A 23467-nucleotide genomic window follows, 5' to 3' on the forward strand; every position below is an offset into this window, starting at 1 on the left:
GACCGTGCCCTTGAAGGTGGCCGGCCAAGCTCGGGGCCGGTCAGCCCCCGGCGTCAGCTGTCCCGGACGACGTAGCTGAATTGAAGCTCGTCCATGGTTTCGCCGCCGCGCTCGGCCACGTCCGCAAGGAGCGAGCGTGCATGCTCCAAGTCGCCGGCACGGATGGCCGTTTCCAGCTCTCCGGCGAGCTGGGCAAGACGGAGGCCGCCGACCATCTGAGACGATGTCCGGACGCTCAGCACGGCGTCCAGCGAGGCCGCTTCGTCACGGCGCTCAAGGGCCGACGCCAGCGAACGGTACCTCTGGTCCCACATTTTGGCGTAGTCCCGGGCGAATCCCTTGGCTACGGCCGGACTTTGCAGCTGGACGCTGAGGTCCTGCAGCGCAGCGGGGTCCACGAGCGGCGCGACGCCCAGAGCGGCAGCCGGGGCCGAGTCGGGCACGGGCTGCCCGGCGCCGCACGCAGCGTTACAGGGGGCCAATGCCGTGCCCGCGTTGCCGTCGTCGGGGGCTGCGGCTAGTAAAGACATGTGACCACGCTACTTCCTGTCAGGGGCCCCTGCCGTGCACTCCGGGCATTCCTGCGGAAACCCTGTGGCTTTCCGGGCGGGAGCCGTTGGCGGCCCCGGAAAGGCGTACCGCAAGCCGTCAGCCGGGAATCCGGATCAGGCGGGAGTTCGAGCTGATCGCATTGATCGCCGAGACAAAGATCGGACCGAGGTCCGCTCCGTTTGACGCGCAGAAGAAGTAATCTCCGTCGGAGTTCTCCGCGGCCGCCAGCGCCGGCGTCGAACAATCATTGCTGGCGGTGCTTGGGACTGCCGGGGACTTTTCGGAGGCGGCAGCAGCGAGAACGTCGCGCACAAACGCAGGGCTACCTCCGCATCGGGCGGAAGTCGCTGCGTTGTAAGCGACAGTGACGACCAGGATTCCTCTCGCCTTTGCGTCCGCCGCGACCGCCTTCAAATTGTTGCAGGCGACCGCCCCGTCTGAGCTCTGGACGTCGCCGGCGACGTCCACCGAGGTGGATCCTCCGGTGCCGGTCTCGTTCGGTTGTCCATCCGTCTCCAGGACAATGGCCTTACGGGGGGTTCCTGCGCGCGCCGGCAGGCTCACCAAGTTGTTGGGATCCAGGCCAAGCAAATACCGCGCCGCGGCCTTCATGGGTGACGCCAGGTACGTGCCAATCCCCGAGTGGGTCAGGCACTGCACACCCTGGACGAGCGCGCTGCCGTTGTTCAGAGCCGGCGGCGCGCCTGACGTGGTGTAATCGTTGGAGAACGGGACAGGAATCCATGGGCCACTCGTTGCCGAGCCCGACGGGGCGGTGATACAGCCGGATGTGGTATCGCTGCGGCCGATGGTGCCAAGTGCTACGTATTGCTGGTCGTTGGTCATCGTCTTGAGCGTGGTTTGAATTGCGGCTTTCATGCTGGCGAGGTCGGCGTTACTCATGCTGCCGGTGCGGTCCGCGACCAGGGCGACATCCATGGGGTTCGGGGTCTGGGTGCCGCAGGAGCCTTTGCAGGCATCCGAGGCCAGCGAGCCGGTGTTACCGCTATTAATCCCGATCACGGGAGCGAACCGGAACGCGACGTCTTTGTCGTCGCTTACTGTGATCGAATTACAGGAGGTTCCGGCCCCAGGGATGCAGGGGATGGCGCAGATAGTCTCGCTGCACCTGGCCCCGGTAATCGCTCCGGGGTTGCAAACGCTCGGGATCTGGCTGCTGAGGACGGTCCGGCCCGCGCCTGTTGAAGCCACCACGCACCAGAAGGTGACCGTAGGGGACGCTGCGGGGTCGTTGGCCCGGGCGAATGACATCGCGGCGTTGCGGGCGGCCACCGGATCACCAGGGAGCGACGCTGCGCCGGCTAGCGCTGCGGCGTCCAGCGCGTTGCTCAGGTGCTGGCGCTCGTACACCAGCGAGCCGACATCGAGGGCCATCGCAAGGGCTCCGAAGAGCACCGGAATCGTCAGGGCGAAGATGACTGCAGCCGCTCCACGCTCCCGGGATGCCTTGCCGGGCTTGTTCTTTTCCTTCACGTGCTCCCGGTTACTGCGATCGCGGCGAAGCCGCTTCACGAACTGTCCTGGTGTCAAGGCGTGCATGATCCTCCGGTCCAACGCTGTGCACCGGAGGGCACAGCCGCCGGGCTTTCCATTTTCATAACGGCTTTGGCCTCGAAGACGCCACCGAGTACCCACGAATAAAAACCGGTCAGGGAGGACTCGGGGTAGCGCAGGCAAACGACCATGACTCCCGGCGCCCCTGCTGACGTGTCGACGGAGAACCGGACCTGGAGTTGGCTGCTGTCCAGCGAACCCGCTGCATGGTTGGCGGACGCAATGACGTCACCTTGCGTCACCCCCTGCCTCGCACTTTCGCGGGCGGCTCCCTGCAGGCTGACGCTTTGACCTAAGGCCATTCCAAAGTCGATCACGCCAAGGAGCATGGACAGGAGCAAGGGCAGGATCAAGGCAAATTCCACTGCCGTCGCACCGCGCTGCCGGTCATCCCGAACCCCTCGATGTCCTGTTTTGGACCCAAGCATCTGTTGCTCCTTTCAATCCGAAAGTGATTCCTGAACGGCGTGCCGGTTGGATACGTTCATCAACGGCCCGAAAATGTGGCGATGGTGTTAATGACGGCGGGGCCAAGGATGACGATAAACAGCGGCGGGAAGATAAAGAGGAGCAGCGGAAATACCACCGCGACTGGAAGTTTCATGGCTTTTTCTTCTGCCCGAAGACGTCGCCTGATTCGCATCTGGTCCGCCTGGGGTTTCAATACCCGCGCCACGGAAAGCCCCTGTACATCAGCCTGGATGATTGCGCTCACGAAGCTCTTCAACTCCGGAACCGAGGACCGCGCGGCCATGGCTTTGTAGGCGTCACGGCGGGTACTCCCGGCCTGGATGTCCTGCAGCGTCCGCACCATCTCTTCCGCGACGGGACCCGAACCGTTCGTCCCCACCCGGGCCATGGCGACCTCAAACCCCAGGCCTGCCTCGACCGAGATCAGCAGTTGGTCCATGACATTGGGCAGATCCAGCCGCAATCTCGCCTGGCGCTTCGTGCCGCTGTTGTAAACGAGAAGGTCGGGAAGGGCGTAGCAGGCCGCTGTGAGACCCACAGACATCAGGCCTCCCTGCGGGCTTTTTGCCCCACCGACAAGAACGGCGAGCAGGGCACCGCCAAGGGCCGCCAGCGGTTTCAGCGTCAGGAGGCGGTCCAGCGGCATTGACGCCGGCCGTCCTGCCTTCCCGAGCATCTGGTCCAGGTGGTGCACGTAGGCCGTCGGTGTCAGCTTGCGGGCCAGGAGGACCAGCCCGTGGGGACCGGCCTCGGTATCACCGGGCCGCGGGGTCGAAGCAGCTGCGAGCCTGGATTGGATCAAACGGCCGGTGGCCCTGTCGACGCCAATCAGTGACCAGGCAAAGTAGGTCAAGGGAAGGATGATGCTTGCGATCAGCAGCCAGACTGTGGTGGTCAATGTGCTCAGCTCCTTAGAATGCGATCTTGACCATGCGGCTGATCCAGAAGGATCCGATGGCCATCATGACCACGCTGGCTGTGATGAGGACCCAGCCCAGTACAGTCGAGGTCAGGACGGACATGTATCCCGGATTGACGATGTTGATGAAGAGTGCGACGAAGAACGGCAACGCAATCAGGATGTATGCCGAGAACTTTCCTTCCGCCGCCAATGCACGGATTTGGCCCTTGATCTGTGCCCGTTCTCGAACGGTGTCTGCAACGTGGTCGAGGACCCCGGCCAAGTCGCCGCCAACTTCCCGGTTGATCTCGATTGCCTGGCTGAGCCACTGGAAGTCCTCGCACTGAAACTTCTGGCCTACCTCGGCCATGGACTCTGAAAGCGGACGGCCGACCCTGTCCTCGTTGACGATCCGGGCGAGTTCCTCACCCATCGGAGCCGACATCTCGACGCTGGCGCTGCGCATGCTCTGGGCGATGCTGTGGCCGGCGCGCAGGCTGCCGGAGAGGGACATGAGCATGTCGCTGAGCTGGGCCTCGAAGGCGGCGCGGCGGCGGCCGGTTCTGAACGAGATAAGCGCCCTGGCGGCCACCGGACAGATGCCGGCGAACACGACGGCCAGAAGCCAGCCCTGAAGCACGAAGCCCGCCAGGCCCAGAATGAACGCGGCAACCAGGATCAGGACGGCGAATTCGGCGGGCTGGAGTTTCAGGCCTGCCCCGCCGAGCGCATCGCGACCAAAAGGGCCGTTGCTCTTGTGCCCGACGCGACGCTCCATGGCCGCGACCGTGACGCCGCTCAACCTCGAAATCATCGAGGAGTTGGACTCCGCCGGCGGCCTTCTTCGGTCGACGTGGATGTCGGTGTACCGGGGCCGGAACGCTACAAAAAGGGCGAGGGCCACGGCGAGCAGAATGAGCACGGCACCTGCAAGCACAACAGATTCCTGGGGCACGGGTCTCACCGTCCCGACTTGTGGGGCGCGGGGAAGAAGATGTCGCTGGGAACGCTGATTCCAAGGTCGGCGAATCGTTCCACGAAGCGCGGGCGGACACCTGTGGGAATGGGTTTGCCGATGAACCGGCCATCCTGGTCAATGCCGGCCGCGTAGTCGAAGACGAAAGCGTCCTGCAACGTCACGACGTCCCCCTCCATGCCCAGGACTTCGGTGATGTGGGTGACCCTTCGCGTCCCGTCTTTCAGCCTGCTCAACTGAACGATCAGGTGGACTGCGCTGGCGATTTGTTCGCGGATGGCCCGCAGTGGAAGATCCATCCCAGCCATGAGAACGAGGGTCTCCAGGCGGGCTATTGCATCCCGGGGCGAGTTTGAGTGCACTGTGGAGATGGAACCGTCATGGCCGGTGTTCATGGCCTGGAGCATGTCCAGGGCTTCTCCGCCGCGGACTTCGCCAACCACGATCCTGTCCGGCCGCATGCGCAGGGAATTCCGCACGAGTTCACGGATGCCCACGGCGCCCCGGCCTTCAACGTTTTCCGGCCGGCTTTCCAGACGGACCACGTGCTCCTGCTGCAGTTGAAGCTCCACAGCGTCTTCAATGGTGACGATGCGTTCGTCGTCAGGAATGAACGAGGAGAGAACGTTGAGCAGTGTGGTCTTTCCCGTGCCGGTACCGCCGGAGACGATGATGTTCAGGCGTGCCTGGACACATGCGTGGAGCAACTGTGCCATGGCCGGTGAAATGGAGTCGAACCTGATCAGGTCCTCGACGGTCAGTGGTACGGCGGAGAACTTTCGAATCGTCAACGATGGACCGTCCACGGCGAGGGGCGGGATCACGGCATTGACCCGTGAGCCGTCCTGCAGCCGGGCATCAACCAGCGGCGAGGACTCGTCAATTCGACGCCCAACCCTTGAAACAATCCTCTCGATGACCCTGCGCAGGTGGGCATCGGAGGTGAACGATGTCCCGGTCAAGTGCAGCCGGCCGCCGCGTTCGACGTAGATCCGTTCAGCGCCGTTGACCATGATTTCCGTGACGAGCGGATCGTCCAGAAGCCGCTGGAGCGGCCCGAGACCCAGGATTTCGTCAACGATCTCGCGGACCAGGCGCCGTCGTTCCTCGGGTGTCAGGGGAACCTGTTCGTCATCGATGAACGCTCCAAGTGCCTCGCGGACCATGCGCCGTACGTCACCTTCATCGAGGCTGCTGTCGGTGATCCGGCTGCCCAGGCGGGCCGTCAGTTCTTCGGCCGCGCGCTTCTTGATCCCGGCGAGGGCGTCCGACGTGGCAGTCTGGGGTGCTTTGGCCAGGGTTCCCAAGAGCTGGCCGCTGGCGGGTTCCGCTGCCGGGGGAACGGAAACCGGGGCGGCACCGGCCGGATTGACCGCCTCCGCCGGGCTCGCCGTGGTCATTCGGGCGGCTTGAAGTCGATCAACGAGACTCATGGCTTTTCGTCCCTTCGGTGCGCGTTCTTGCTGGCGGGTGTTGACGAATTCGGGCCGAAAAGCGATATCAGGTTCCTCAACCCTTTCAGGGCAGGATCCCGCCGGTTGTCCTGGAGCAGCGGTACACCGGCGTTGGTTGAAAACGGCAATGTGCGGGACCACGGCAGGATGATGTCGACCGGCAGCCCAACTGTGGCTTCGATGTCCTGGACGGTTAGTCCGCTGCGCTTGTCGGCGAAGTTGAGGACAATCGTGTTGGACGGGGGCATCAGATCAAGTTGCCGCAGCACCTCCAGTCCGTGGTTGAGGCCACGGATGCTGGGAATGTCCATCCCGCAAACCCAGACGCCGTCCGTGGCCAGTTCCAGGACCGCCAGGACCTCTTCCCCGAGACCCGGCGCCGTATCCAAAATGACGTAAGGGAATTCCAGCGAGAGCTGGTTGATCAGGGTCGTAACGTGCGCGGGCTTGATGAGGTCCGCTTCCGCCGGCCGCCGTGGCGCACACATGGCATAGGCCCCCGACGGATGCCGGCTAAGGAAGGCCTTGAGCACCATGGCGTCACTCGACGCTGCACCCGTCACTGCGTCATTGATGGTGTACTGGGGCTCCAGGCCCAGCCCCGAGGCTACGTCGCCGAATTGAAGGTCGAGATCGACAATGACCGCCCCCATCGGGGCCAGTTTGGCCAGTCCAATGGCCAGGTTGGTGGCAACGGTGGTCTTCCCCACTCCTCCCTTCGGGGACATCACTGAGATGACCCGCCCGCGGACGCCTTTCTGGCCCCTCTCGTCGAAGGCAAGCTGCTTGCGGCTCCTGGACGTTTCGGCAGCGCGTTCCAACGCTGCACGCAGCCGTCCTGCCTCCGTGTCCGGCGGCAGGACATCGCGGATGCCGGACCGCATGGCGGCGAGCATGAGCTCCGGTGCCGCATTTGCCACCAGCACGAGCACCATGTCCGGGAACGCGTGCTCGAGGCCTGCCGCCATGACCAGCATCTGTTCTGTACTGATGTCGGGGCCAAAAACCATCACATCGACGGCCCCGCCCAGGTTTCGGGCCAGCAAGTGGTCCGGGCTGCCCCCCGCGGCTTCAGATGCAAGGACCTGAACCTCGTGCGCGTTTCCCAGGGCCGTGGCGAGGTGGCGCTCGAACTCCGCTGATGAGGTCAGGACAAGGAAGCGGCTCATTGGAAGATCCCGTTGGTAGTGACGGCCGTGCGTACGCTGGCCGGAGTTTTCACTGTCTGCTTGGTCAACCAGATATTGCCGACGCGGGCACTGAGAATGATTTTTGCCGAGTCGGTCGAATTGCGGGCCAGGGTGACGAACGACGAGCCGCTTGGGACGGCTGAGGTCCCTTTGTCTCCGCTTCCACCACTGGGCGCGGCCTGCTGGACCGCAGTAACGAGTACTTTGTCGAAAACCAGTTGGGTGCTGGCCTGCTGGGGCGACGCCGGGTCTGTTTGAGTGACGTACAGCCCCACCAGGTCTCCTGCACGGAGGGTGCCGCCGACTACGCTTTCCGGCGGCAGGAGGATCGTGACTTCCTGCATTCCATCAGGAACTTCAACGGCTCCCGGAGTGGTTTGTTGTGACGGGTCGACCAGGCGGCTCGCAAGCACCTGTTCCCCGGGTTCCAGCGCAACGGACGTGACCTGCCCGCCGGAACCGTCAAGCGATGTCAGGGCGCCGTCGGCTTTCGCCGCTCCCGGGACGGACCGGACCCGAACATGGGATGCCAGGTCTTCCACCCTGGTTCCGGCCGGAACCGGCGTATCGACGACGACAACGTCAACAGGATCGAGTGATTCCTGTGCGCGGCGGTCGGCATTTGACACGTAGTTCACCAGCATCAACGTGCCGGCGATTGCCAGTACGAGCGCAGCTAGCCCTGCGAATAAACGCGATTTCATGATTGTTTCCTCACCTCTTCGTACAGCTCAACAATGCGCGGACGCACGTTGTGGCGTCAGGCTGGATGTGGTTCCCGGGCCGGGAACGACTCTGCCGGCTGTCCCTCATATGACGGACAGCCGGCAGGGCAGCGGGCGGTGAGGCTGCTTATCGGACCGTGTTGAGCTGGGTCGTGATGTTGGTGAAGACAGTGCGGAGGCTGGTGCCGAAGAGGGCGACCGAGGCAATGATGACGACCGCGATCAGCGCCACCATGATTCCGTATTCAACGGCGGTGGCGCCCTTCTCTTCACCAGTGAGCTTGTCCTTTACGCCGGCGACGAAAGCAATCATTGAGACCATGAGACCAGTCATTTCAATTTCCTTTTCCAGAGTTAGCGAATAAAGAACGAATTTCCAGCAAATCCCCTTTGCTTATTCGCTGGAGTTCCGTTGGGACAACATTTGCACGGCCGTTATCAGCGGCGCAACGAAGGGGGATACTCGACTTTTTGGAAGGGAAATGAGGCACCACCTGCCCCCAAATAAGAGGTGTACTCAGTTTCCAAGTAGGAGGAGGGCTCGACTACTTGGTTTCGTAAGCCGTCTTACTGAATTCGCACCCGCGAATGGCGCAGGCCCACCTAGGGCAGCAGCAGGACGACGGCCAATCCCGCAGCCAGCATCGACGGCCCGTAGGGCACTTCCTTCGGCTTGTTTCCGCGGTTTTTGAGGATGAGGAGCAGGGAAGCGACGCCACCTGCGACGAACCCCAAGGCTCCGCCGTAAAACAAGTGCGTCCAGCCTAGGTACCCCAAGTACAGGCCAAGTGGCGCTGCAAGCTTGACATCGCCCATTCCAAGGCCGTTTCGGCTGGTCAGCGCCATAAAGAGATACAAAACGAACAAAATTGACGCGCCGGCCGCCCCCCGCAGCAGGTTTCCGGCCTCCCCTGACACCCCCGCGGCTGCCCCCAGCAGAACCAGCCCGGCCCCGAGTAGGGGCACGACTATGCGGTTAGGCAGCAGGTGGTGGAGCAGGTCGATCCGCGCCAGCTGGACGCCGGCCACAGCCAGCGCGAGATATGCGGGAAGCTCGGGCGACGGACCGAAGCGCCAGGCAAGGAGGGAGGAGAGCGCTAAGGTGCCAGCCGCCGTCGTGGTCCTGGTGCGTACCGTCAAAGCTCCGTCGATGCGGGGGACCGCGCGCCGTATGAGAAGTTCGGCCATCAGGGACAGGCATGCGCCCAGGAAGCCCACGCCGGCTATGAAGAAAGCCCCGGGAAGAGTTCCGGCCGGCGCGGCGAACAGCAGTGAGACGGTGCCGGCGGCGGCGGGATCGGACACGGGTCCTCCTTAGGATGGGACGGGCCGGCACGGGTGGGCGTGCGAAACAGCGAGCACGCTGGATGCATCCGGACACCCCATTTTGACCCAGGCGCCCGCAGTCCGCTATTCTTGGTAGTCGTTGTGCGTGTCCTTCTCGATGATGCGTGCCCGCTTGAGAATCCGGTTGCAGGATGACTACTCAACGTGCACATTCGGGACAACAGGATTACTGGTTACATAGAGCCCTCACCTCTGTTCCGGTAGCGCATAGATAGTAGGTGCACCTTCGTGTGGCACCTAAAACAAGAACGCCAGAACAAGAACGAGGCAAACACCGTGCGTACGTACACCCCGAAGCCCGGCGATATCAACCGCCAGTGGCACGTCATTGACGCCACAGACGTTGTCCTTGGTCGTCTCGCCAGCCAGACCGCAATCCTGCTGCGCGGCAAGCACAAGGCCACCTTTGCGTCCCACATGGACATGGGCGACTTCGTCATCATCATCAACGCTGAAAAGGTTGCCCTCACCGGCGCCAAGCTGGAGCAGAAGCGCGCTTACCGCCACTCCGGTTACCCGGGCGGCCTGACCTCCGTCAACTACGCGGAGCTGCTGGAATCCAACCCGGTCCGCGCCGTGGAGAAGGCCATCAAGGGCATGCTCCCCAAGAACTCCCTCGCTGCACAGCAGCTGGGCAAGCTGAAGGTGTACCGCGGTGCAGAGCACCCCCACGCCGCACAGCAGCCCAAGACTTTCGAAATCACCCAGGTCGCCCAGTAGTCCTGGCCACCAACCAACTTTTAATCAAGGAGAATCGTGGCTCAGAACGAAGAACTGACCACCGAGGCCGTTGCGGCTGAGGAAAACCTGACCAGCTACACCTCGGAAAGCGGTCCTGCGGAAGCAGAAGCGCCGAAGAAGGAACGCCCGGCACTCACCGTCGCCGGCGCAGCAGTTGGCCGTCGCAAGGAAGCCGTCGCACGCGTTCGCATCGTGCCCGGCACCGGCAAGTGGACCATCAACGGCCGCGAGCTGGCCAACTACTTCCCGAACAAGCTGCACCAGCAGGACGTCAACGAGCCCTTCAAGATCCTCGATCTTGATGGCGCCTACGACGTCATTGCCCGCATCCACGGTGGTGGCATTTCCGGCCAGGCCGGTGCCCTGCGCCTCGGCATCGCCCGTTCACTGAACGAGATCGACACCGAGAACAACCGCGCCACCCTGAAGAAGGCCGGTTACCTGCGCCGCGACGCCCGCGTCATCGAGCGCAAGAAGGCCGGGCTCAAGAAGGCCCGCAAGGCTCAGCAGTACTCCAAGCGCTAAGTCGCTTCCAAGCGTTCAGCGCTTGCACGAAAGCCCGTTCCGCCCTTTGTGGCGGGGCGGGTTTTCGGCGTCTAACCTTCGAAGTCTGGCGAGGTCAAACCCGGATTACGGCCTGCATTCCGGCCCGACACCGGGCCTGCCGGCACGAGGAGGCCCGGCTTTGGCCGCCCATCGACTAAACTTGACCCGATGTCTAGATTATTTGGAACAGATGGAGTCCGGGGCCTGGCGAACGGCCTGCTGACGGCCGAGCTGGCGTTGCAGCTGGCGCAGGCTGCCGCCGTCGTGCTTGGCCATGACCGCAACACCAACGGGACCCGGCCGCGCGCCGTGGTTGCCAGAGACCCGCGCGCCAGCGGAGAGTTCCTCGCGGCCGCCGTGGAAGCCGGCCTGTCCAGCTCCGGGATCGACGTCTACGACGCCGGCGTGCTGCCCACCCCGGCCGCCGCGTACCTCGTTGCCGACCTCGACGCTGACTTCGGCGTCATGATCTCCGCGTCCCACAACCCCGCGCCGGACAACGGCATCAAATTCTTTGCCCGCGGCGGGCAGAAACTCCCCGACGACGTCGAGGACTCCATTGAGGAGCAGCTCGGCAAGGAACCGCACCGGCCCGTCGGCGGCGAGGTCGGACGGATCCAGCGATTCTCCGACGCCGAGGACCGTTACATCGTGCACTTGCTCGGGACGCTTCCGCACCGCCTGGACGGTCTGAAAGTAGTCCTCGACTGTGCCCACGGCGCAGCCAGCGGGTGCTCCCCGCAGGTGTTCAAGGACGCCGGCGCCGACGTCATCGTGATCGGCGCCGAACCGGACGGACTGAACATTAACGAGGGCGTGGGCTCAACGCACCTTGGCCCGCTCAAGCGCGCCGTCCTGGAACAGGGCGCGGACCTTGGCATTGCCCACGACGGCGACGCCGACCGCTGCCTGGCCGTGGACCACGAGGGCAACGAGGTCGACGGCGACGAGATCATGGCCATCCTCGCTGTGGCCCTCAAGGCAGCCGGCAAACTTAAAGACGATGTCCTGGTGGCCACCGTGATGAGCAACCTTGGACTAAAGATTGCCCTCCGCGAGGCCGGAATCAGCCTGCGCGAAACGGGCGTGGGCGATCGCTATGTGCTGGAGGAAATGCGCGACGGCGGCTTTAACCTCGGCGGCGAACAGTCCGGGCACGTGATCTTTGCCGACCACGCCACGACCGGCGACGGCGTCCTGACAGGACTGCAGCTTGCTGCCCAGGTCGCACTCACCGGCCGGCCCCTGAAGGAACTCGCGAAAGTCATGACCAAGCTTCCCCAGGTGCTCATTAACGTCAAAGGCGTGGACCGCACCCGGGTCAAGGGCGACGAGGCCGTGGCGGAGGCTGTGGCCATCGCCGAAACCGAACTCGGTGATACGGGCCGCGTGCTGCTTCGCCCCTCCGGGACCGAACCCGTGGTGCGGGTGATGGTCGAAGCCGGAGACCACGACACTGCCCAGGATGTGGCGGAACGCCTCGCCCAGGTGGTCCGGACCGAGCTCGCGCTGGCGCTCGTTTCCGACTAGCGTTCCGCGCGGACCCCCAGGCCCAGGCAGCAGGAAAAGCGGCCCGCCTCCATCGGAGGCGGGCCGCTTTTCCCTTAGTCTTTCCTGTCCGTAAAGTCGCGGCTCAGGGACGGGACTGTTGGAGCGAGTCACGGATTTCGGTCAGCAGGGCGATTTGCGGATCCTCTGCGGCTTCTTCCTTGACGTCCTGGTTGATGCCGAGGCGGCGGTTGCGCCGTTCAATCAAGTGGTTCATTGGTATCACGACCACGAAATAGATGGCGGCTGCGATCAGGAGGAAGTTGACGATCGCCGTCAACAAGACGCCAAACTTAATATCGTTTCCATTGAGGGTTACGACGGCAAAGCGGTCGAAGTTGGGCGAACCAACCAGGCCGGCGATGAACGGCATGAGGACGCTCTGGACTAGTGCCGTTACGACGGCACCGAAAGCGGCGCCGATAACGACTGCGACGGCAAGGTCTACGACGTTGCCCTTGAGGATGAAGTTCTTGAACCCGGTCAGCATGCGGCCCAATGTATCCCACCTGTGCGCAGAGCCATGTGACGGCAGCGTTAATTTTTCGTATTGCGACGGAAGAGCCAGGGCACACCGGTCGTCCGCGAGGCCGCCCAGTTTCCCCACATATCCCCGGTCCGGCCGGGGTGTCGGCGATTACGAAGGCGTGTCCCGTCGCCCTGGTGGCAAAAGTGGGGAAAGTCCGCGCGGACCTGCGCTACAGGTAGGCTGGCGCGGCTTCCAGGCCGAAGTACTCCTCCAAAGTCCCGATTCCGCGGTTTTTCATATCCGTCGCCGCCTCGGTGCCGATGTAACGCAGATGCCAGGGCTCGTAGTAGTAGCCGGTGATCCCGTGGAGGTTCCACGGGTAGCGGACCACGAACCCGAAGCGGTGGGCATTCGCCTTGGCCCATACCGCCGCCGGCTGCTCCGCGAAGCAGGGCTGGAAACTGCATGCCCCGCCGCCGTCGCCGATGTCGAAGGACCACCCCGTCTGGTGCTCCGAATAGCCCGGTCGGGCGGAAGCGGTGTCGGCCTCGGCCTGCCCCCGGGTGTTCACGTAGTTGCCGTACGTGCTGGTCTGCGTCGCGTAGGAACGGTACCCGCTGGCCAGGGTCAGGCTCACGCCGTCCGCGGCTGCGGCCGCGAACATCTTCTCCGCCGCTGCCGCCGTGGTGCTGTTCAGCAGCGACGCTTCGCCGGACGTTGCCAGCCGGATGGCCGGGCGGACGAGGTCCGGCGGCACGAAGTCAGCGGGGGAAAGCGCACGGTGCTTGTTGACCACCACCCACGGGCTGGTGGGGTCGGTATGTGAATGCTGTGGCCCGGGGGCGGTCGCCGACGGCGCCGCTCCCGACGGGGCGCTGGCAGGCGCCGGTCCAGGCGTCGCCCCCGCGGTCGCCGCCGGCGTCGTGCCCGGTACCGGGGACGCGGATGCGGACGATGACGGGGCGGCGGTGGAGGGTGAGGACGCGGCCGGGCCAGAGGCGGACGACGGCGGCGGGGGAGTCGCGGGCGTGCACGCTGTAAGGGCGGCCAGGCCGGCCCCGGCTGCGAGGAAACGGCTGAAGGTCCGCCGGCTGGGGGCCTCTGGCGGGGCCGTCCGCCGTTCCGCCTGCCCTGAAGGTCCTTCCGCCTGCCGCCTGCCGGCACCGTCGTGGCACATGTGTGCTAAACCTTCCTCAGCAGCATCCGCCGGATGGAGTGATCCGCATCCTTGGTCAGGACCAGCTGTGCGCGGCCCCTGGTCGGGAGGACGTTCTCCTCCAGGTTGGGTTCGTTGATGCGCTTCCAGATGTCGCGGGCGGTCTGTTCTGCCTCGGCATCGGAGAGGGTGGCGTAGCGGTGGAAGTAGGATTCCGGCTGCGCAAAGGCCGTGGTCCGCAGCTTGCGGAAACGGTCGACGTACCACTCCTCGATATAGGAGGTCTTGGCATCAACGTAGATCGAGAAGTCGAAGAAATCGCTCAGTGCCAGGCCTTGCCGGCCGTCCGGGCGCGGCCGCGCGGGGGCCAGGACGTTCAACCCCTCAACAATGAGCACGTCCGGGCGGCGGACTACCACTTCCCTCCCCGGCACGATGTCATACGTCACGTGGGAGTACCAGGGTGCCCGGACTTCCTCCGCGCCGCCTTTGATTTCGCTCACAAACCGCAGCAGGGCGCGGCGGTCGTAGGACTCCGGAAAACCCTTGCGTTCGAGCAGTTGCCGGCGTTTGAGTTCAGCCAGCGGATAGAGGAAGCCGTCCGTGGTAATGAGTTCCACATTCGGCGTGCCCGGCCAGCGCCGGAGCATCTCCCGGAGCACACGCGCGATTGTTGACTTGCCCACGGCCACCGAACCGGCGACGCCGATCACGAACGGTGTGCGCTGGGTCTGCTCGCCGAGGAAGGTAGTGGTTGCCGCATGAAGCTGGCCGGCGGCCTCTACATACAGGTGCAGGAGCCGGGACAGGGGAAGGTAGACCTCGCGCACTTCCTTCATGTCGAGGGGATCGCCCAGGCCCCGCAGGCGGACCACGTCCTCTTCATTGAGGGGCTGCTCCATCTGGGCAGCGAGCCGGGACCATGTCTGCCGGTCCAGCTCTACGAACGGGGAGACGCCGTCGCCGTTCGCTTCATTGCGTTGCAAAGTCACCCTAGAGATTCTGCCCTTCGCACCGCTGAGAGCGAAATGGACAGGCCGGGGGCAGTCCTGCCGGGATGGGGGCGCGGCGCGCCCCGGAGCGGGCCGCGGCGCGTCAAACCGGGCTGGTTCGACGCCCTCCGTCCGGGAAACCCGCTAGGCTTAGAACCATGTGTGGAATCGTTGGATATGTGGGCCACTCAGCTGGCCGGGTAAATACTGGACACAATGCCTTGGATGTCGTCCTTGAAGGATTGCGGCGCCTGGAGTACCGCGGCTACGACTCCGCCGGGATCGCGGTCGTCGCTGACGGGACGATTTCGTCCCGCAAGAAGTCCGGCAAACTCAGCAACCTGATCGCGGAGCTGGAGGTCAACCCCCTGCCCGCGTCCCTTACCGGCATCGGCCACACCCGCTGGGCCACCCACGGCGGCCCGACCGACCAGAACGCGCACCCGCACCTGTCCGACGACGGCAAGCTGGCGCTGATCCACAACGGCATCATTGAAAACTTTGCAGAACTCAAGCTCGAGCTGCTGCGCAAGGGCGTAACGTTCCGCTCCGAGACGGACACCGAAGTGGCGGCCGCGCTGCTGGGAGACATCTACCGGAACCAGCTGGGCGGGGACAGCTCCAAGGGCGGCCTGACCAAGGCCATGCAGCTTGCCTGCCAGCGGCTCGAGGGCGCCTTCACGCTGCTCGCCGTGCACGCCGACCAGCCGGACGTCGTGGTGGCAGCCCGCCGCAACTCCCCGCTCGTTGTCGGCCTGGGCGAGGGCGAGAACTTCCTCGGCTCCGACGTCTCGGGCTTCATTGACTACACCCGCCGGGCGGTGGAGCTGGGCCAGGACCAGATCGTCACCATCACGGCAGACTCTGTGGAGATCACGGACTTCTACGGTGCCCCGGCCGAAGGCAAGGAATACCACGTCAACTGGGATCCGGCCTCCGCGGAGAAGGGCGGCTTCCCGTCCTTCATGGAGAAGGAAATCCACGACCAGCCCGATGCCGTGCTCCAGACCCTCCTGGGCCGGTCCGACATCCACGGCAAACTGACGCTTGATGAGCTCCGGATCGACCCCGAGCTGCTCAAGAGCGTCGACAAGATCATCGTCCTGGCCTGCGGAACGTCTGCCTACGCCGGCCAGGTGGCGAAGTACGCCATCGAGCACTGGTGCCGGATCCCCACGGAGGTCGAGCTCTCGCACGAATTCCGCTACCGCGACCCGATCGTCGACGCGAACACCTTGATCGTGTCCATCTCCCAGTCCGGTGAGACCATGGACACCCTCATGGCCGTCCGGTACGCCAAGGAGCAGGGCGCCAAGACGGTCTCGATCTGCAACACCAACGGCTCCACCATCCCGCGCGAATCCGATGCCGTGCTCTACACGCACGCCGGACCCGAGATCGCGGTCGCCTCCACTAAGGCGTTCCTGGCACAGATCACGGCCGCCTACCTCCTGGGCCTGTATTTGGCACAGCTGCGCGGAAACAAGTTCCAGGGCGAGATCAAGGACATCCTGGCGGACCTGGGCAAGATTCCGGCCAAGATCCAGCAGATCCTCGACAACGAGGACCAGATCAAAGAACTCGGCACGGCTATGGCCAACGCCAAGTCCGTGCTGTTCCTGGGCCGCCATGTCGGCTTCCCGGTGGCGATGGAAGGCGCGCTCAAACTCAAGGAACTCGCCTACATCCACGCCGAAGGCTTCGCGGCCGGTGAACTCAAGCACGGCCCGATCGCGCTGATCGAAGAAGGACAGCCCGTCTTCGTCGTCGTCCCCTCACCCCGGGGCCGCGACTCGCTGCATGCCAAGGTCGTCTCGAACATCCAGGAAGTCCGGGCGCGCGGCGCCAACACCATCGTGATCGCTGAAGAGGGCGACGAGGCCGTCAAGGCCTACGCCGAGCACGTCTTCTACATTCCGGAGACGCCCACGCTGCTGGCACCGTTGCTCAGCACGGTCCCGCTGCAGATCTTCGCCCTCGCACTTGCCTCCGCCAAGGGTTACGACGTGGATCAGCCTCGTAACCTGGCCAAGAGCGTGACCGTAGAATAACGCCATGATCGTTGGCATTGGCGTAGACGTCGTAGACATTGAACGGTTCGGCCGGCAGCTGGAGCGCACCCCCGGGCTGCGGGACAGGCTGTTCGTCCCTGCAGAGCGCGAACTGAACACGCGGTCCTTGGCCGCCCGCTTCGCGGCAAAGGAAGCCGTAGCCAAGGTGCTGGGGGCCCCGGCCGGCATGAACTGGCAGGACTGCTGGATCGGCCTGGACCAGAACGGCCCCACCGTCCAGGTCAAGGGCACCGTGCTGGCTGTGGCGGAATCGAAGGGCGTCAAGCGCTGGCACCTTTCAATGAGCCACGACGGCGGCATCGCCACCGCGACCGTCCTCGCCGAAGGCTGAACAGGGCGCAGCCTGGCGGAACCCGCCCTGAAGAGCACCGGATTTTCCGCAGCGACTGCACCGCGAATGGACTGAAACCATGATCAGCGCCTACACCGGAACCCAGATACGGCAAGTCGAGAAGCCATTTCTCGACGACGCCCTCGGTTCCGGTGCGGGCGTTGTTCTCATGCAGCGGGCCGCCTACGGCCTCGCCAACACCGTGATCGGCGAGCTGCGCCGCCGCGGCCGGCGCGTCTACGGCTCCAGCGTCGCAGTGCTGGCGGGCAAGGGCAACAACGGCGGCGACGGACTCTTCGCGGCTGCGCTGCTGGCCGGGCGCGGCATGCGGGCCACAGCGGTGCTGACTGCAGATGTCGCGCACGACGCCGGGCTCGCCGCGTTCCGGAGGTCCGGCGGGCACGCCGTTGCCCTGGCGGCGGACAATGTCGCGGAGCTGGCGGCGGTTGCCGCAGGCGCCGACGTCGTGATTGACGCGATCCTTGGAACAGGAGCCCAGGGCGGGCTGCGCGGGCCGGCCGCCGCGTTGGTTGAGGCTCTGGCGGGCACCAGGCCGGCTCTGGTGGTCGCCTGCGACATTCCAAGCGGGGTCGACGCGGACACGGGGGAGGCGCACGCGCCCGTGCTGGCCGCCGACGTGACCGTGACCTTCGGCGCCGCAAAGGCAGGCCTCCTCGCCGACCCCGGCGCTGACTTCGCCGGCAGCGTGCGGGTCATCCCGATCGGGATCGAGGCCGCACTGCCGGAGCCCGCGCTGCGCCGGCTCGAGGCGGAGGACCTCTCCCGGCTCCTGCCGCACCCCGCCCGGCGTTCCCACAAATACTCCCGCGGCGTCCTCGGCGTGGTCGCAGGCTCGCAGCGGTACCCCGGTGCGGCGGTGCTGGCCTGCAAAGGCGCCCTGGCCGCCGGCGTCGGTATGGTGCGCTACCTCGGCCCGCCGGCCGTCGCGGACCTGGTCCGGCAGTCCTGCCCCGAAGTGGTCTGCGGCCCGGAAGGCGCCGCGGACACCCACGTCCAGGCCTGGCTCCTGGGTCCCGGCATCGATGAGGGCGCCCACGATCAGCTCCAGCGCGTCCGCGACGCCGCGGACGCCGGGCTTCCCACGGTGGCCGACGCCGGCGCGCTGGCCGCCCTGCCGCAAGTCCTGGCCCCCCACGTTGTCCTGACGCCGCACGCCGGCGAACTCGCCGCCCTTCTGGCGAGGTACGGTGCCGTGCCGGGACGGGACGCGGTGGAGGATGCCACGCTCGCCGCGGCCCGGCAGGGAGCCGCGCTGACCGGGGCCACGGTCCTGCTCAAAGGCGCCACGACCCTCGTCGCGGCCCCGTCCGGGGCCGTCTTTAGCCAGGCTGACGCCACGCCGTGGATGGCCGCGGCCGGCAGCGGGGACGTCCTCGCCGGCATCCTGGGGGCGCTGCTGGCCCAGCTTTCCGGAAACGACGAGATTTTCCGTGACCACGGAATTGCCCCGAAGGAGCGGTGGGCAGGAATCGCAGCCATGGCCGCTAGCCTGCACGGCCGCGCCGGCAGCCGGGCCTCCGGCGGGGGGCCGCTGACGGCCACCGCCATTGCCCATGCCGTTCCCGGGGTGATGCGGGAAGTGTAACGAAGAGCCCCGGAACCGCCCCGAGAGGGATGCTAACCCTACTTACAAGTAGTCTGTCTAGAGATTGTCCGCACGCACGAGGAGTACACATGGAAGTCTGGCCCGGATCGGCTTACCCGCTGGGAGCCACTTTTGACGGCACTGGCACCAACTTTGCCCTGTTCAGCGAACTCGCAGACAGGGTGGAACTTTGTCTCCTGGCAGACGATCTCACCGAAACCCGGATCGAGCTGACCGAGGTGGACGGCTACGTGTGGCACTGCTACCTGCCGCAGATCCAGCCCGGGCAGAAGTACGGTTACCGCGTCCACGGCCCGTACGAACCGGACCACGGAAACCGGTTCAACCCCAACAAGCTGCTGATGGACCCGTATGCCAAGGCCATCCAGGGCCAGATCGACTGGGATCCGGCGCTGTTCTCCTACAACTTCGGGGATCCCGCGTCCCGCAATGACGCCGACTCGGCACCGCACACCATGCACGGCGTCGTCATCAACCCGTTCTTCGACTGGGACGGCGACCGCCAGCTGCGCATCCCGTACCACGAGTCCGTCATCTACGAGGCCCACGTCAAGGGCCTGACCGAGCTGCACCCGGACGTCCCGGACGAGCAGCGCGGCACCTACGCGGGCGTGTCCCACCCCGCCGTGATCGAGCACCTCAAGAAGCTCGGGATCACGGCGATCGAGCTCATGCCCGTCCACCAGTTCGTCAACGACGGAACCCTCGTGGAGAAGGGCCTCAATAACTACTGGGGCTACAACACGATCGGCTTCTTCGCGCCGCAGAACACGTACAGCTCCTCGGGCGATGTCGGGCACCAGGTCCAGGAGTTCAAGGCGATGGTGCGCGAGCTGCACAAGGCCGGCATCGAAGTGATCCTTGACGTGGTGTACAACCACACCGCCGAGGGCAACCACCTCGGCCCGACCCTGTCCTTCAAGGGCATCGACAACCAGGCGTACTACCGGCTGGTCGACGGCGACCTGAAGCACTACATGGACTACACCGGCACCGGCAACTCGCTCAACGTCCGGCACCCGCACTCCCTGCAGCTGCTCATGGACTCCCTGCGGTACTGGGTGACGGAGATGCACGTGGACGGGTTCCGCTTTGACCTGGCCTCCACCCTGGCCCGCGAGTTCTACGATGTGGACAAGCTCTCCACCTTCTTCGAGCTCATCCAGCAGGACCCGATCGTCTCCCAGGTGAAGCTGATCGCCGAGCCGTGGGACGTGGGCCCCGGCGGCTACCAGGTGGGCAACTTCCCGCCGCAGTGGACCGAGTGGAACGGCAAGTACCGCGACACGGTCCGCGACTTCTGGCGCGGGGAACCGTCCACCCTGGGCGAGTTCGCCTCCCGGCTGACCGGCTCGGCCGACCTGTACGAGAGCTCTGCGCGCCGTCCAGTGGCTTCCATCAACTTCGTGACCGCGCACGACGGCTTCACCATGCGTGACCTCGTGTCCTACAACGAGAAGCACAACGACGCCAACGGCGAGGGCAACAACGACGGCGAATCGCACAACCGGTCCTGGAACTGCGGCGCGGAAGGCGACACCGACGACGACGCCGTCCTGACCCTGCGTGCGCGCCAGCAGCGCAACTTCATCGCGACCCTGCTGCTCTCGCAGGGTGTCCCGATGCTCCTGCACGGCGACGAGCTGGGCCGCACCCAGCAGGGCAACAACAACACCTACTGCCAGGACTCCGAGCTGAGCTGGATCCACTGGGAGGCCATGGACCAGCCGCTGGTGGAGTTCACGGCCGTCGTCAACAAGATCCGCCGCGACCACCCCATCTTCCGGCGCAGCCGCTTCTTTGACGGCCGACCGGTCCGCCGCGGCGAGGGCGAGAAGCTTCCGGACATCGTCTGGCTGAACACCGACGGCAAGGAAATGCTGCCCGAGGACTGGGGCAGCGGATTCGGCCGGACCATCGGCGTGTTCTACAACGGCCATGGCATCCAGGAACAGGATTCGCGCGGACGCCGGATCACCGACGACAGCTTCCTGCTCGCCTTCAACGCCCATGACGACAACGTCGACTTCCTGCTGCCGGCAGAGGAGTTCACACCGTTCTGGGAAATCCTGGTGGACACCGCCGACCAGGCTGAAACGGACGAGCCGCTCAAGGCCGGATCCGTCCTGAAGCTGGCGGCCAAGTCCCTCGTGGTCCTGCGCGCCTACTCCGGCCCGGAGGTGGAGGTGGACTACTCTGCCGCCGCGTCGCTGGCCGCGATGGCCGAGACCGCCGAGGACGAGACCCCCGCGGCGGCGAAAGCCGCAGAGCCTGCTCCGGTGGAAGAATCTCCCGCCGAGCCGGCGCCGGCGAAAGCCGCCGAGCCTGCGCAGGAAGTCTCCGGCCCGGCAAAGACCGGCACGGCCAAGGGCTCCGCAAAGGGCGCCAAGGCTGGCCCGGGCAAGAAGCCGAGGACCAAGAAGGGACCCGCTTCATGAGGACACCCGTCTCCACGTACCGTTTGCAGATCCGTCCGGGCTTCACGCTCCAGGACGCCGCCGCGACCGTGCCGTACCTGAAATCGCTCGGCGTGGACTGGATCTACCTCTCGCCGATCCTCACCGCCGAGCAGGGCTCGGACCACGGCTATGACGTCACGGACCCCGCCACCGTCGATCCGGACCGGGGCGGACCCGAGGGGCTGCTTGCCGCGTCCAAAGCTGCACGGGACGCCGGCATGGGGGTGCTCGTCGACATCGTGCCCAACCACGTCGGCGTCGCCACCCCGGCCCAGAACCCGTGGTGGTGGTCCCTCCTGAAAGAGGGCCGGGACTCCCGCTACGCCCAGGCGTTCGACGTCGACTGGGACTTCGGCGGGGGCCGGATCCGGATCCCCGTGCTCGGCGACGATTCCGGTCTGGACGAGCTCGAAATCCGGGACGGGGAACTGCGGTACTACGACCACCGTTTCCCGCTCGCGGCCGGCAGCTACGCCGAGGGCGATGATCCCCGGCAGGTCCACGACCGGCAGCACTACGAGCTGATCGGCTGGCGGCGCGCCGACAACGAACTGAACTACCGCCGGTTCTTCGCCGTCAACACGCTGGCCGGGATCAGGGTGGAAATCCCGGCAGTCTTCGACGAGGCCCACGAGGAGGTTGTCCGCTGGTTCTACGAGGGACTGGTGGACGGCCTGCGGATCGACCACCCGGACGGGCTCGCCGATCCGGAAGGCTACCTCCGCCGGCTGCGGGAGGTCACGGACGGCAGCTACCTGCTGATCGAGAAGATCCTGGAACCGGGGGAGGTGCTCCCCGCCAGCTTCGAGTGCGAAGGAACCACCGGCTACGACGCCCTCGCGGACGTTGACCGGGTGTTTGTCGACGCCGGCGGCCAGGAGGCGCTGGATGCGCTGGACACCGAACTGCGCGGCGGCCAGGCCGCCGACTACGAGGACATGATCCGCGGGACCAAGCGCAGGATCACCGACGGGATCCTGCACTCCGAAATGCTCCGCCTGGCCCGGCTCGTGCCGGCCGGGACCGGGCTGGCCGTCGAGGAGTCGGCCGACGCACTCTCGGAAATCATTGCCGCCTTCCCCGTCTACCGCAGTTACCTTCCGGAGGGGGCAGACGTCCTCCGGGAGGCCTGCGAACTCGCCGTCCGCCGCCGGCCCGGGCTAGAGCACGCCGTCGGGCTGCTGCTGCCCCGCCTGCTCGATGCCGGACCCGGGGCCGAAGCGGAGCTGGGGCGCCGGTTCCAGCAGACCTCCGGCATGGTCATGGCCAAGGGCGTGGAGGACACCGCGTTCTTCCGTTACACCCGTCTTGGCACGCTGACCGAGGTCGGCGCCGACCCCACCGAATTCGCTGTCACACCCGAGGAATTCCACGCCAGGATGGCACGCCGACAGGCTGAACTTCCACTGTCCATGACGACACTCAGCACCCACGACACGAAGCGCAGCGAAGACACCCGGGCGCGGATCTCCGTTCTCGCGGAGCTCGCCCCGGAGTGGAAAGAGACCCTGGAGCGGCTGCAGAAGCTCGCGCCCCTGCCGGACGGGCCGCTGGCCAACCTGCTGTGGCAGGCCATTGCCGGAGCGTGGCCAGCGGACCGGGAGCGCCTGCAGTCCTATGCCCAAAAGGCCGCCCGCGAGGCCGGAGACTCGACCGACTGGTTGGACCCGGACGAGGCCTTCGAGGCGAAGCTGACCGCAGCCGTCGACGCCGCCTTCGACAACGCCGACGTGCGCGCCGAACTGGATTCCCTTGTGGCACGGCTGGAGCCTTACGGCGCCTCCAACTCGCTGGGCGCCAAACTCGTCCAGCTCACCATGCCCGGAGTCCCGGACGTCTACCAGGGCACCGAATTCTGGGACCGCTCCCTGACGGACCCTGACAACCGCCGGCCGTTCGACTTCGACGAGCGCCGCAAGGCCCTGGCAGCGCTCGACGCCGGCGACCGTCCGGCGTCGTACCTGGACGACGCTGCAAAACTCCTCGTCACCTCCCGGGCGCTGCGGCTGCGGCGTGACCGCCAGGAGCTGTTCACCGGGTATACGCCCGTCACCGCTGTGGGCGCGGCGGCCGGGCACCTGCTCGCCTTCGACCGGGGCATCGCGGCCGAACCCGGCGCCGTCACGCTGGCAACCCGCCTTCCGCGCGGGCTGGAACAGCGCGGCGGCTGGCAGGACACCGCGATCGAGCTCGACACCGCCATGGCGGACGAACTGACCGGCAACACCTTCGGTCCGGGCGCGGTGGAGGTGGGCCAGATCCTTGGCACCTACCCGGTCGCCCTCCTGGTGCCGGCCGAGAAGCACTGAATCGAACCATTGATAAGGAACGGAAA

21 protein-coding genes are annotated in these 23467 nt (G+C 65.6%); 8 read left to right on the forward strand and 13 right to left on the reverse strand.

The genetic code is table 11. The features are described 5' to 3' along the window. Nucleotides 1-53 precede the first annotated feature (53 nt). From AC1DES_RS02305 to AC1DES_RS02350, 10 genes are all read right to left on the reverse strand, one after another. The gene (locus AC1DES_RS02305; protein WP_476894044.1) at nt 54-530 is read right to left on the reverse strand and encodes an Hpt domain-containing protein; all 477 of its coding nucleotides are present in this window, start codon (nt 528-530) and stop codon (nt 54-56) included. 118 nt (nt 531-648) lie between these two features. Then, nucleotides 649-2112, reverse strand: a complete 1464-nt coding sequence (locus tag AC1DES_RS02310) for a pilus assembly protein TadG-related protein (protein WP_476894045.1) — start codon at nt 2110-2112, stop codon at nt 649-651. Further along, nucleotides 2100-2555, reverse strand: a complete 456-nt coding sequence (locus AC1DES_RS02315) for a TadE/TadG family type IV pilus assembly protein (RefSeq protein WP_476894046.1) — start codon at nt 2553-2555, stop codon at nt 2100-2102. Before AC1DES_RS02315 ends, AC1DES_RS02310 begins: the two co-directional genes overlap by 13 nt. A 59-nt stretch (nt 2556-2614) precedes the next feature. Continuing rightward, complete coding sequence (locus tag AC1DES_RS02320; protein WP_476894047.1) at nt 2615-3496, reverse strand: type II secretion system F family protein; 882 nt, start codon at nt 3494-3496, stop codon at nt 2615-2617. Nucleotides 3497-3509: 13 nt separating this feature from the next. Further along, nucleotides 3510-4454, reverse strand: coding sequence for a type II secretion system F family protein (locus AC1DES_RS02325; protein WP_476894048.1), 945 nt, complete (start codon nt 4452-4454; stop codon nt 3510-3512). Nucleotides 4455-4459: 5 nt separating this feature from the next. Further along, on the reverse strand, nt 4460-5908 hold the full coding sequence (locus AC1DES_RS02330; protein WP_476894049.1) for a CpaF family protein: 1449 nt from the start codon (nt 5906-5908) through the stop codon (nt 4460-4462). Beyond that, the gene (locus AC1DES_RS02335) at nt 5905-7098 is read right to left on the reverse strand and encodes a CpaE/TadZ family protein (RefSeq protein ID WP_476894050.1); all 1194 of its coding nucleotides are present in this window, start codon (nt 7096-7098) and stop codon (nt 5905-5907) included. The genes AC1DES_RS02330 and AC1DES_RS02335 overlap by 4 nt, the downstream gene beginning before the upstream one ends. Continuing rightward, nucleotides 7095-7823, reverse strand: coding sequence for a Flp pilus assembly protein CpaB (gene cpaB, locus AC1DES_RS02340; protein WP_476894051.1), 729 nt, complete (start codon nt 7821-7823; stop codon nt 7095-7097). The genes AC1DES_RS02335 and cpaB overlap by 4 nt, the downstream gene beginning before the upstream one ends. A 148-nt stretch (nt 7824-7971) precedes the next feature. After that, nucleotides 7972-8178: a Flp family type IVb pilin gene (locus tag AC1DES_RS02345; RefSeq protein ID WP_476894052.1), complete on the reverse strand. Its 207-nt coding sequence runs from the start codon at nt 8176-8178 to the stop codon at nt 7972-7974. Between the two features lie 269 nt (nt 8179-8447). Further along, on the reverse strand, nt 8448-9149 hold the full coding sequence (locus tag AC1DES_RS02350; protein ID WP_476894053.1) for a prepilin peptidase: 702 nt from the start codon (nt 9147-9149) through the stop codon (nt 8448-8450). A 318-nt stretch (nt 9150-9467) separates the two neighbouring features. Between AC1DES_RS02350 and rplM the strand changes: the two genes are divergently transcribed. The 3 genes from rplM to glmM all read left to right on the forward strand — a co-directional run bounded on the left by rplM (nt 9468) and on the right by glmM (nt 12008). Further along, nucleotides 9468-9911: a 50S ribosomal protein L13 gene (rplM, locus tag AC1DES_RS02355; RefSeq protein WP_015937805.1), complete on the forward strand. Its 444-nt coding sequence runs from the start codon at nt 9468-9470 to the stop codon at nt 9909-9911. A 36-nt stretch (nt 9912-9947) separates the two neighbouring features. Then, nucleotides 9948-10457: a 30S ribosomal protein S9 gene (gene rpsI / locus AC1DES_RS02360; RefSeq protein ID WP_476894054.1), complete on the forward strand. Its 510-nt coding sequence runs from the start codon at nt 9948-9950 to the stop codon at nt 10455-10457. Nucleotides 10458-10646: 189 nt separating this feature from the next. Further along, the gene (glmM, locus tag AC1DES_RS02365; RefSeq protein WP_476894055.1) at nt 10647-12008 is read left to right on the forward strand and encodes a phosphoglucosamine mutase; all 1362 of its coding nucleotides are present in this window, start codon (nt 10647-10649) and stop codon (nt 12006-12008) included. Nucleotides 12009-12111: 103 nt separating this feature from the next. Here glmM and mscL read toward each other — a convergent pair whose 3' ends face one another. From mscL to coaA, 3 genes are all read right to left on the reverse strand, one after another. Further along, nucleotides 12112-12516, reverse strand: a complete 405-nt coding sequence (mscL, locus tag AC1DES_RS02370; protein WP_476894056.1) for a large conductance mechanosensitive channel protein MscL — start codon at nt 12514-12516, stop codon at nt 12112-12114. 208 nt (nt 12517-12724) lie between these two features. Then, nucleotides 12725-13672: a M15 family metallopeptidase gene (locus AC1DES_RS02375; protein ID WP_476894057.1), complete on the reverse strand. Its 948-nt coding sequence runs from the start codon at nt 13670-13672 to the stop codon at nt 12725-12727. 5 nt (nt 13673-13677) lie between these two features. After that, a complete protein-coding gene (gene coaA, locus AC1DES_RS02380) occupies nt 13678-14643 on the reverse strand; it encodes a type I pantothenate kinase (RefSeq protein WP_476894058.1) in 966 nt (321 codons plus the stop codon). 158 nt (nt 14644-14801) lie between these two features. Here coaA and glmS point away from each other — a divergent pair, with 158 nt between their 5' ends. The 5 genes from glmS (at nt 14802) to treY (ending at nt 23441) form a co-directional block, all read left to right on the forward strand. Beyond that, a complete protein-coding gene (gene glmS, locus AC1DES_RS02385) occupies nt 14802-16694 on the forward strand; it encodes a glutamine--fructose-6-phosphate transaminase (isomerizing) (RefSeq protein ID WP_476894059.1) in 1893 nt (630 codons plus the stop codon). A 4-nt stretch (nt 16695-16698) separates the two neighbouring features. Further along, nucleotides 16699-17046 (forward strand): holo-ACP synthase, encoded by a 348-nt coding sequence (locus AC1DES_RS02390; protein WP_043482943.1) that lies wholly within the window; start codon nt 16699-16701, stop codon nt 17044-17046. A 79-nt stretch (nt 17047-17125) separates the two neighbouring features. Next, on the forward strand, nt 17126-18652 hold the full coding sequence (locus AC1DES_RS02395; protein ID WP_476894060.1) for an NAD(P)H-hydrate epimerase: 1527 nt from the start codon (nt 17126-17128) through the stop codon (nt 18650-18652). An 89-nt stretch (nt 18653-18741) separates the two neighbouring features. Then, nucleotides 18742-21111 (forward strand): glycogen debranching protein GlgX, encoded by a 2370-nt coding sequence (gene glgX, locus AC1DES_RS02400; protein WP_476894061.1) that lies wholly within the window; start codon nt 18742-18744, stop codon nt 21109-21111. Then, nucleotides 21108-23441 (forward strand): malto-oligosyltrehalose synthase, encoded by a 2334-nt coding sequence (treY, locus tag AC1DES_RS02405; protein ID WP_476894062.1) that lies wholly within the window; start codon nt 21108-21110, stop codon nt 23439-23441. Before glgX ends, treY begins: the two co-directional genes overlap by 4 nt. Nucleotides 23442-23467 lie beyond the last annotated feature (26 nt).

The sequence above is a fragment of the Arthrobacter sp. 05T442 genome, from assembly GCF_056395945.1.

Excerpts from the sequence above, each read along its gene's own strand:
- AC1DES_RS02305 (WP_476894044.1), bottom strand. The coding sequence starts at position 530 with ATGTCTTTACTAGCCGCAGCCCCCGACGACGGCAACGCGGGCACGGCA.
- AC1DES_RS02310 (WP_476894045.1), bottom strand. The coding sequence starts at position 2,112 with ATGCACGCCTTGACACCAGGACAGTTCGTGAAGCGGCTTCGCCGCGAT.
- AC1DES_RS02315 (WP_476894046.1), bottom strand. The coding sequence starts at position 2,555 with ATGCTTGGGTCCAAAACAGGACATCGAGGGGTTCGGGATGACCGGCAG.
- AC1DES_RS02330 (WP_476894049.1), bottom strand. The coding sequence starts at position 5,908 with ATGAGTCTCGTTGATCGACTTCAAGCCGCCCGAATGACCACGGCGAGC.
- AC1DES_RS02335 (WP_476894050.1), bottom strand. The coding sequence starts at position 7,098 with ATGAGCCGCTTCCTTGTCCTGACCTCATCAGCGGAGTTCGAGCGCCAC.
- cpaB (WP_476894051.1), bottom strand. The coding sequence starts at position 7,823 with ATGAAATCGCGTTTATTCGCAGGGCTAGCTGCGCTCGTACTGGCAATC.
- AC1DES_RS02345 (WP_476894052.1), bottom strand. The coding sequence starts at position 8,178 with ATGACTGGTCTCATGGTCTCAATGATTGCTTTCGTCGCCGGCGTAAAG.
- glmM (WP_476894055.1), top strand. The coding sequence starts at position 10,647 with ATGTCTAGATTATTTGGAACAGATGGAGTCCGGGGCCTGGCGAACGGC.
- mscL (WP_476894056.1), bottom strand. The coding sequence starts at position 12,516 with ATGCTGACCGGGTTCAAGAACTTCATCCTCAAGGGCAACGTCGTAGAC.
- AC1DES_RS02375 (WP_476894057.1), bottom strand. The coding sequence starts at position 13,672 with ATGTGCCACGACGGTGCCGGCAGGCGGCAGGCGGAAGGACCTTCAGGG.
- glmS (WP_476894059.1), top strand. The coding sequence starts at position 14,802 with ATGTGTGGAATCGTTGGATATGTGGGCCACTCAGCTGGCCGGGTAAAT.
- AC1DES_RS02390 (WP_043482943.1), top strand. The coding sequence starts at position 16,699 with ATGATCGTTGGCATTGGCGTAGACGTCGTAGACATTGAACGGTTCGGC.
- AC1DES_RS02395 (WP_476894060.1), top strand. The coding sequence starts at position 17,126 with ATGATCAGCGCCTACACCGGAACCCAGATACGGCAAGTCGAGAAGCCA.
- glgX (WP_476894061.1), top strand. The coding sequence starts at position 18,742 with ATGGAAGTCTGGCCCGGATCGGCTTACCCGCTGGGAGCCACTTTTGAC.
- treY (WP_476894062.1), top strand. The coding sequence starts at position 21,108 with ATGAGGACACCCGTCTCCACGTACCGTTTGCAGATCCGTCCGGGCTTC.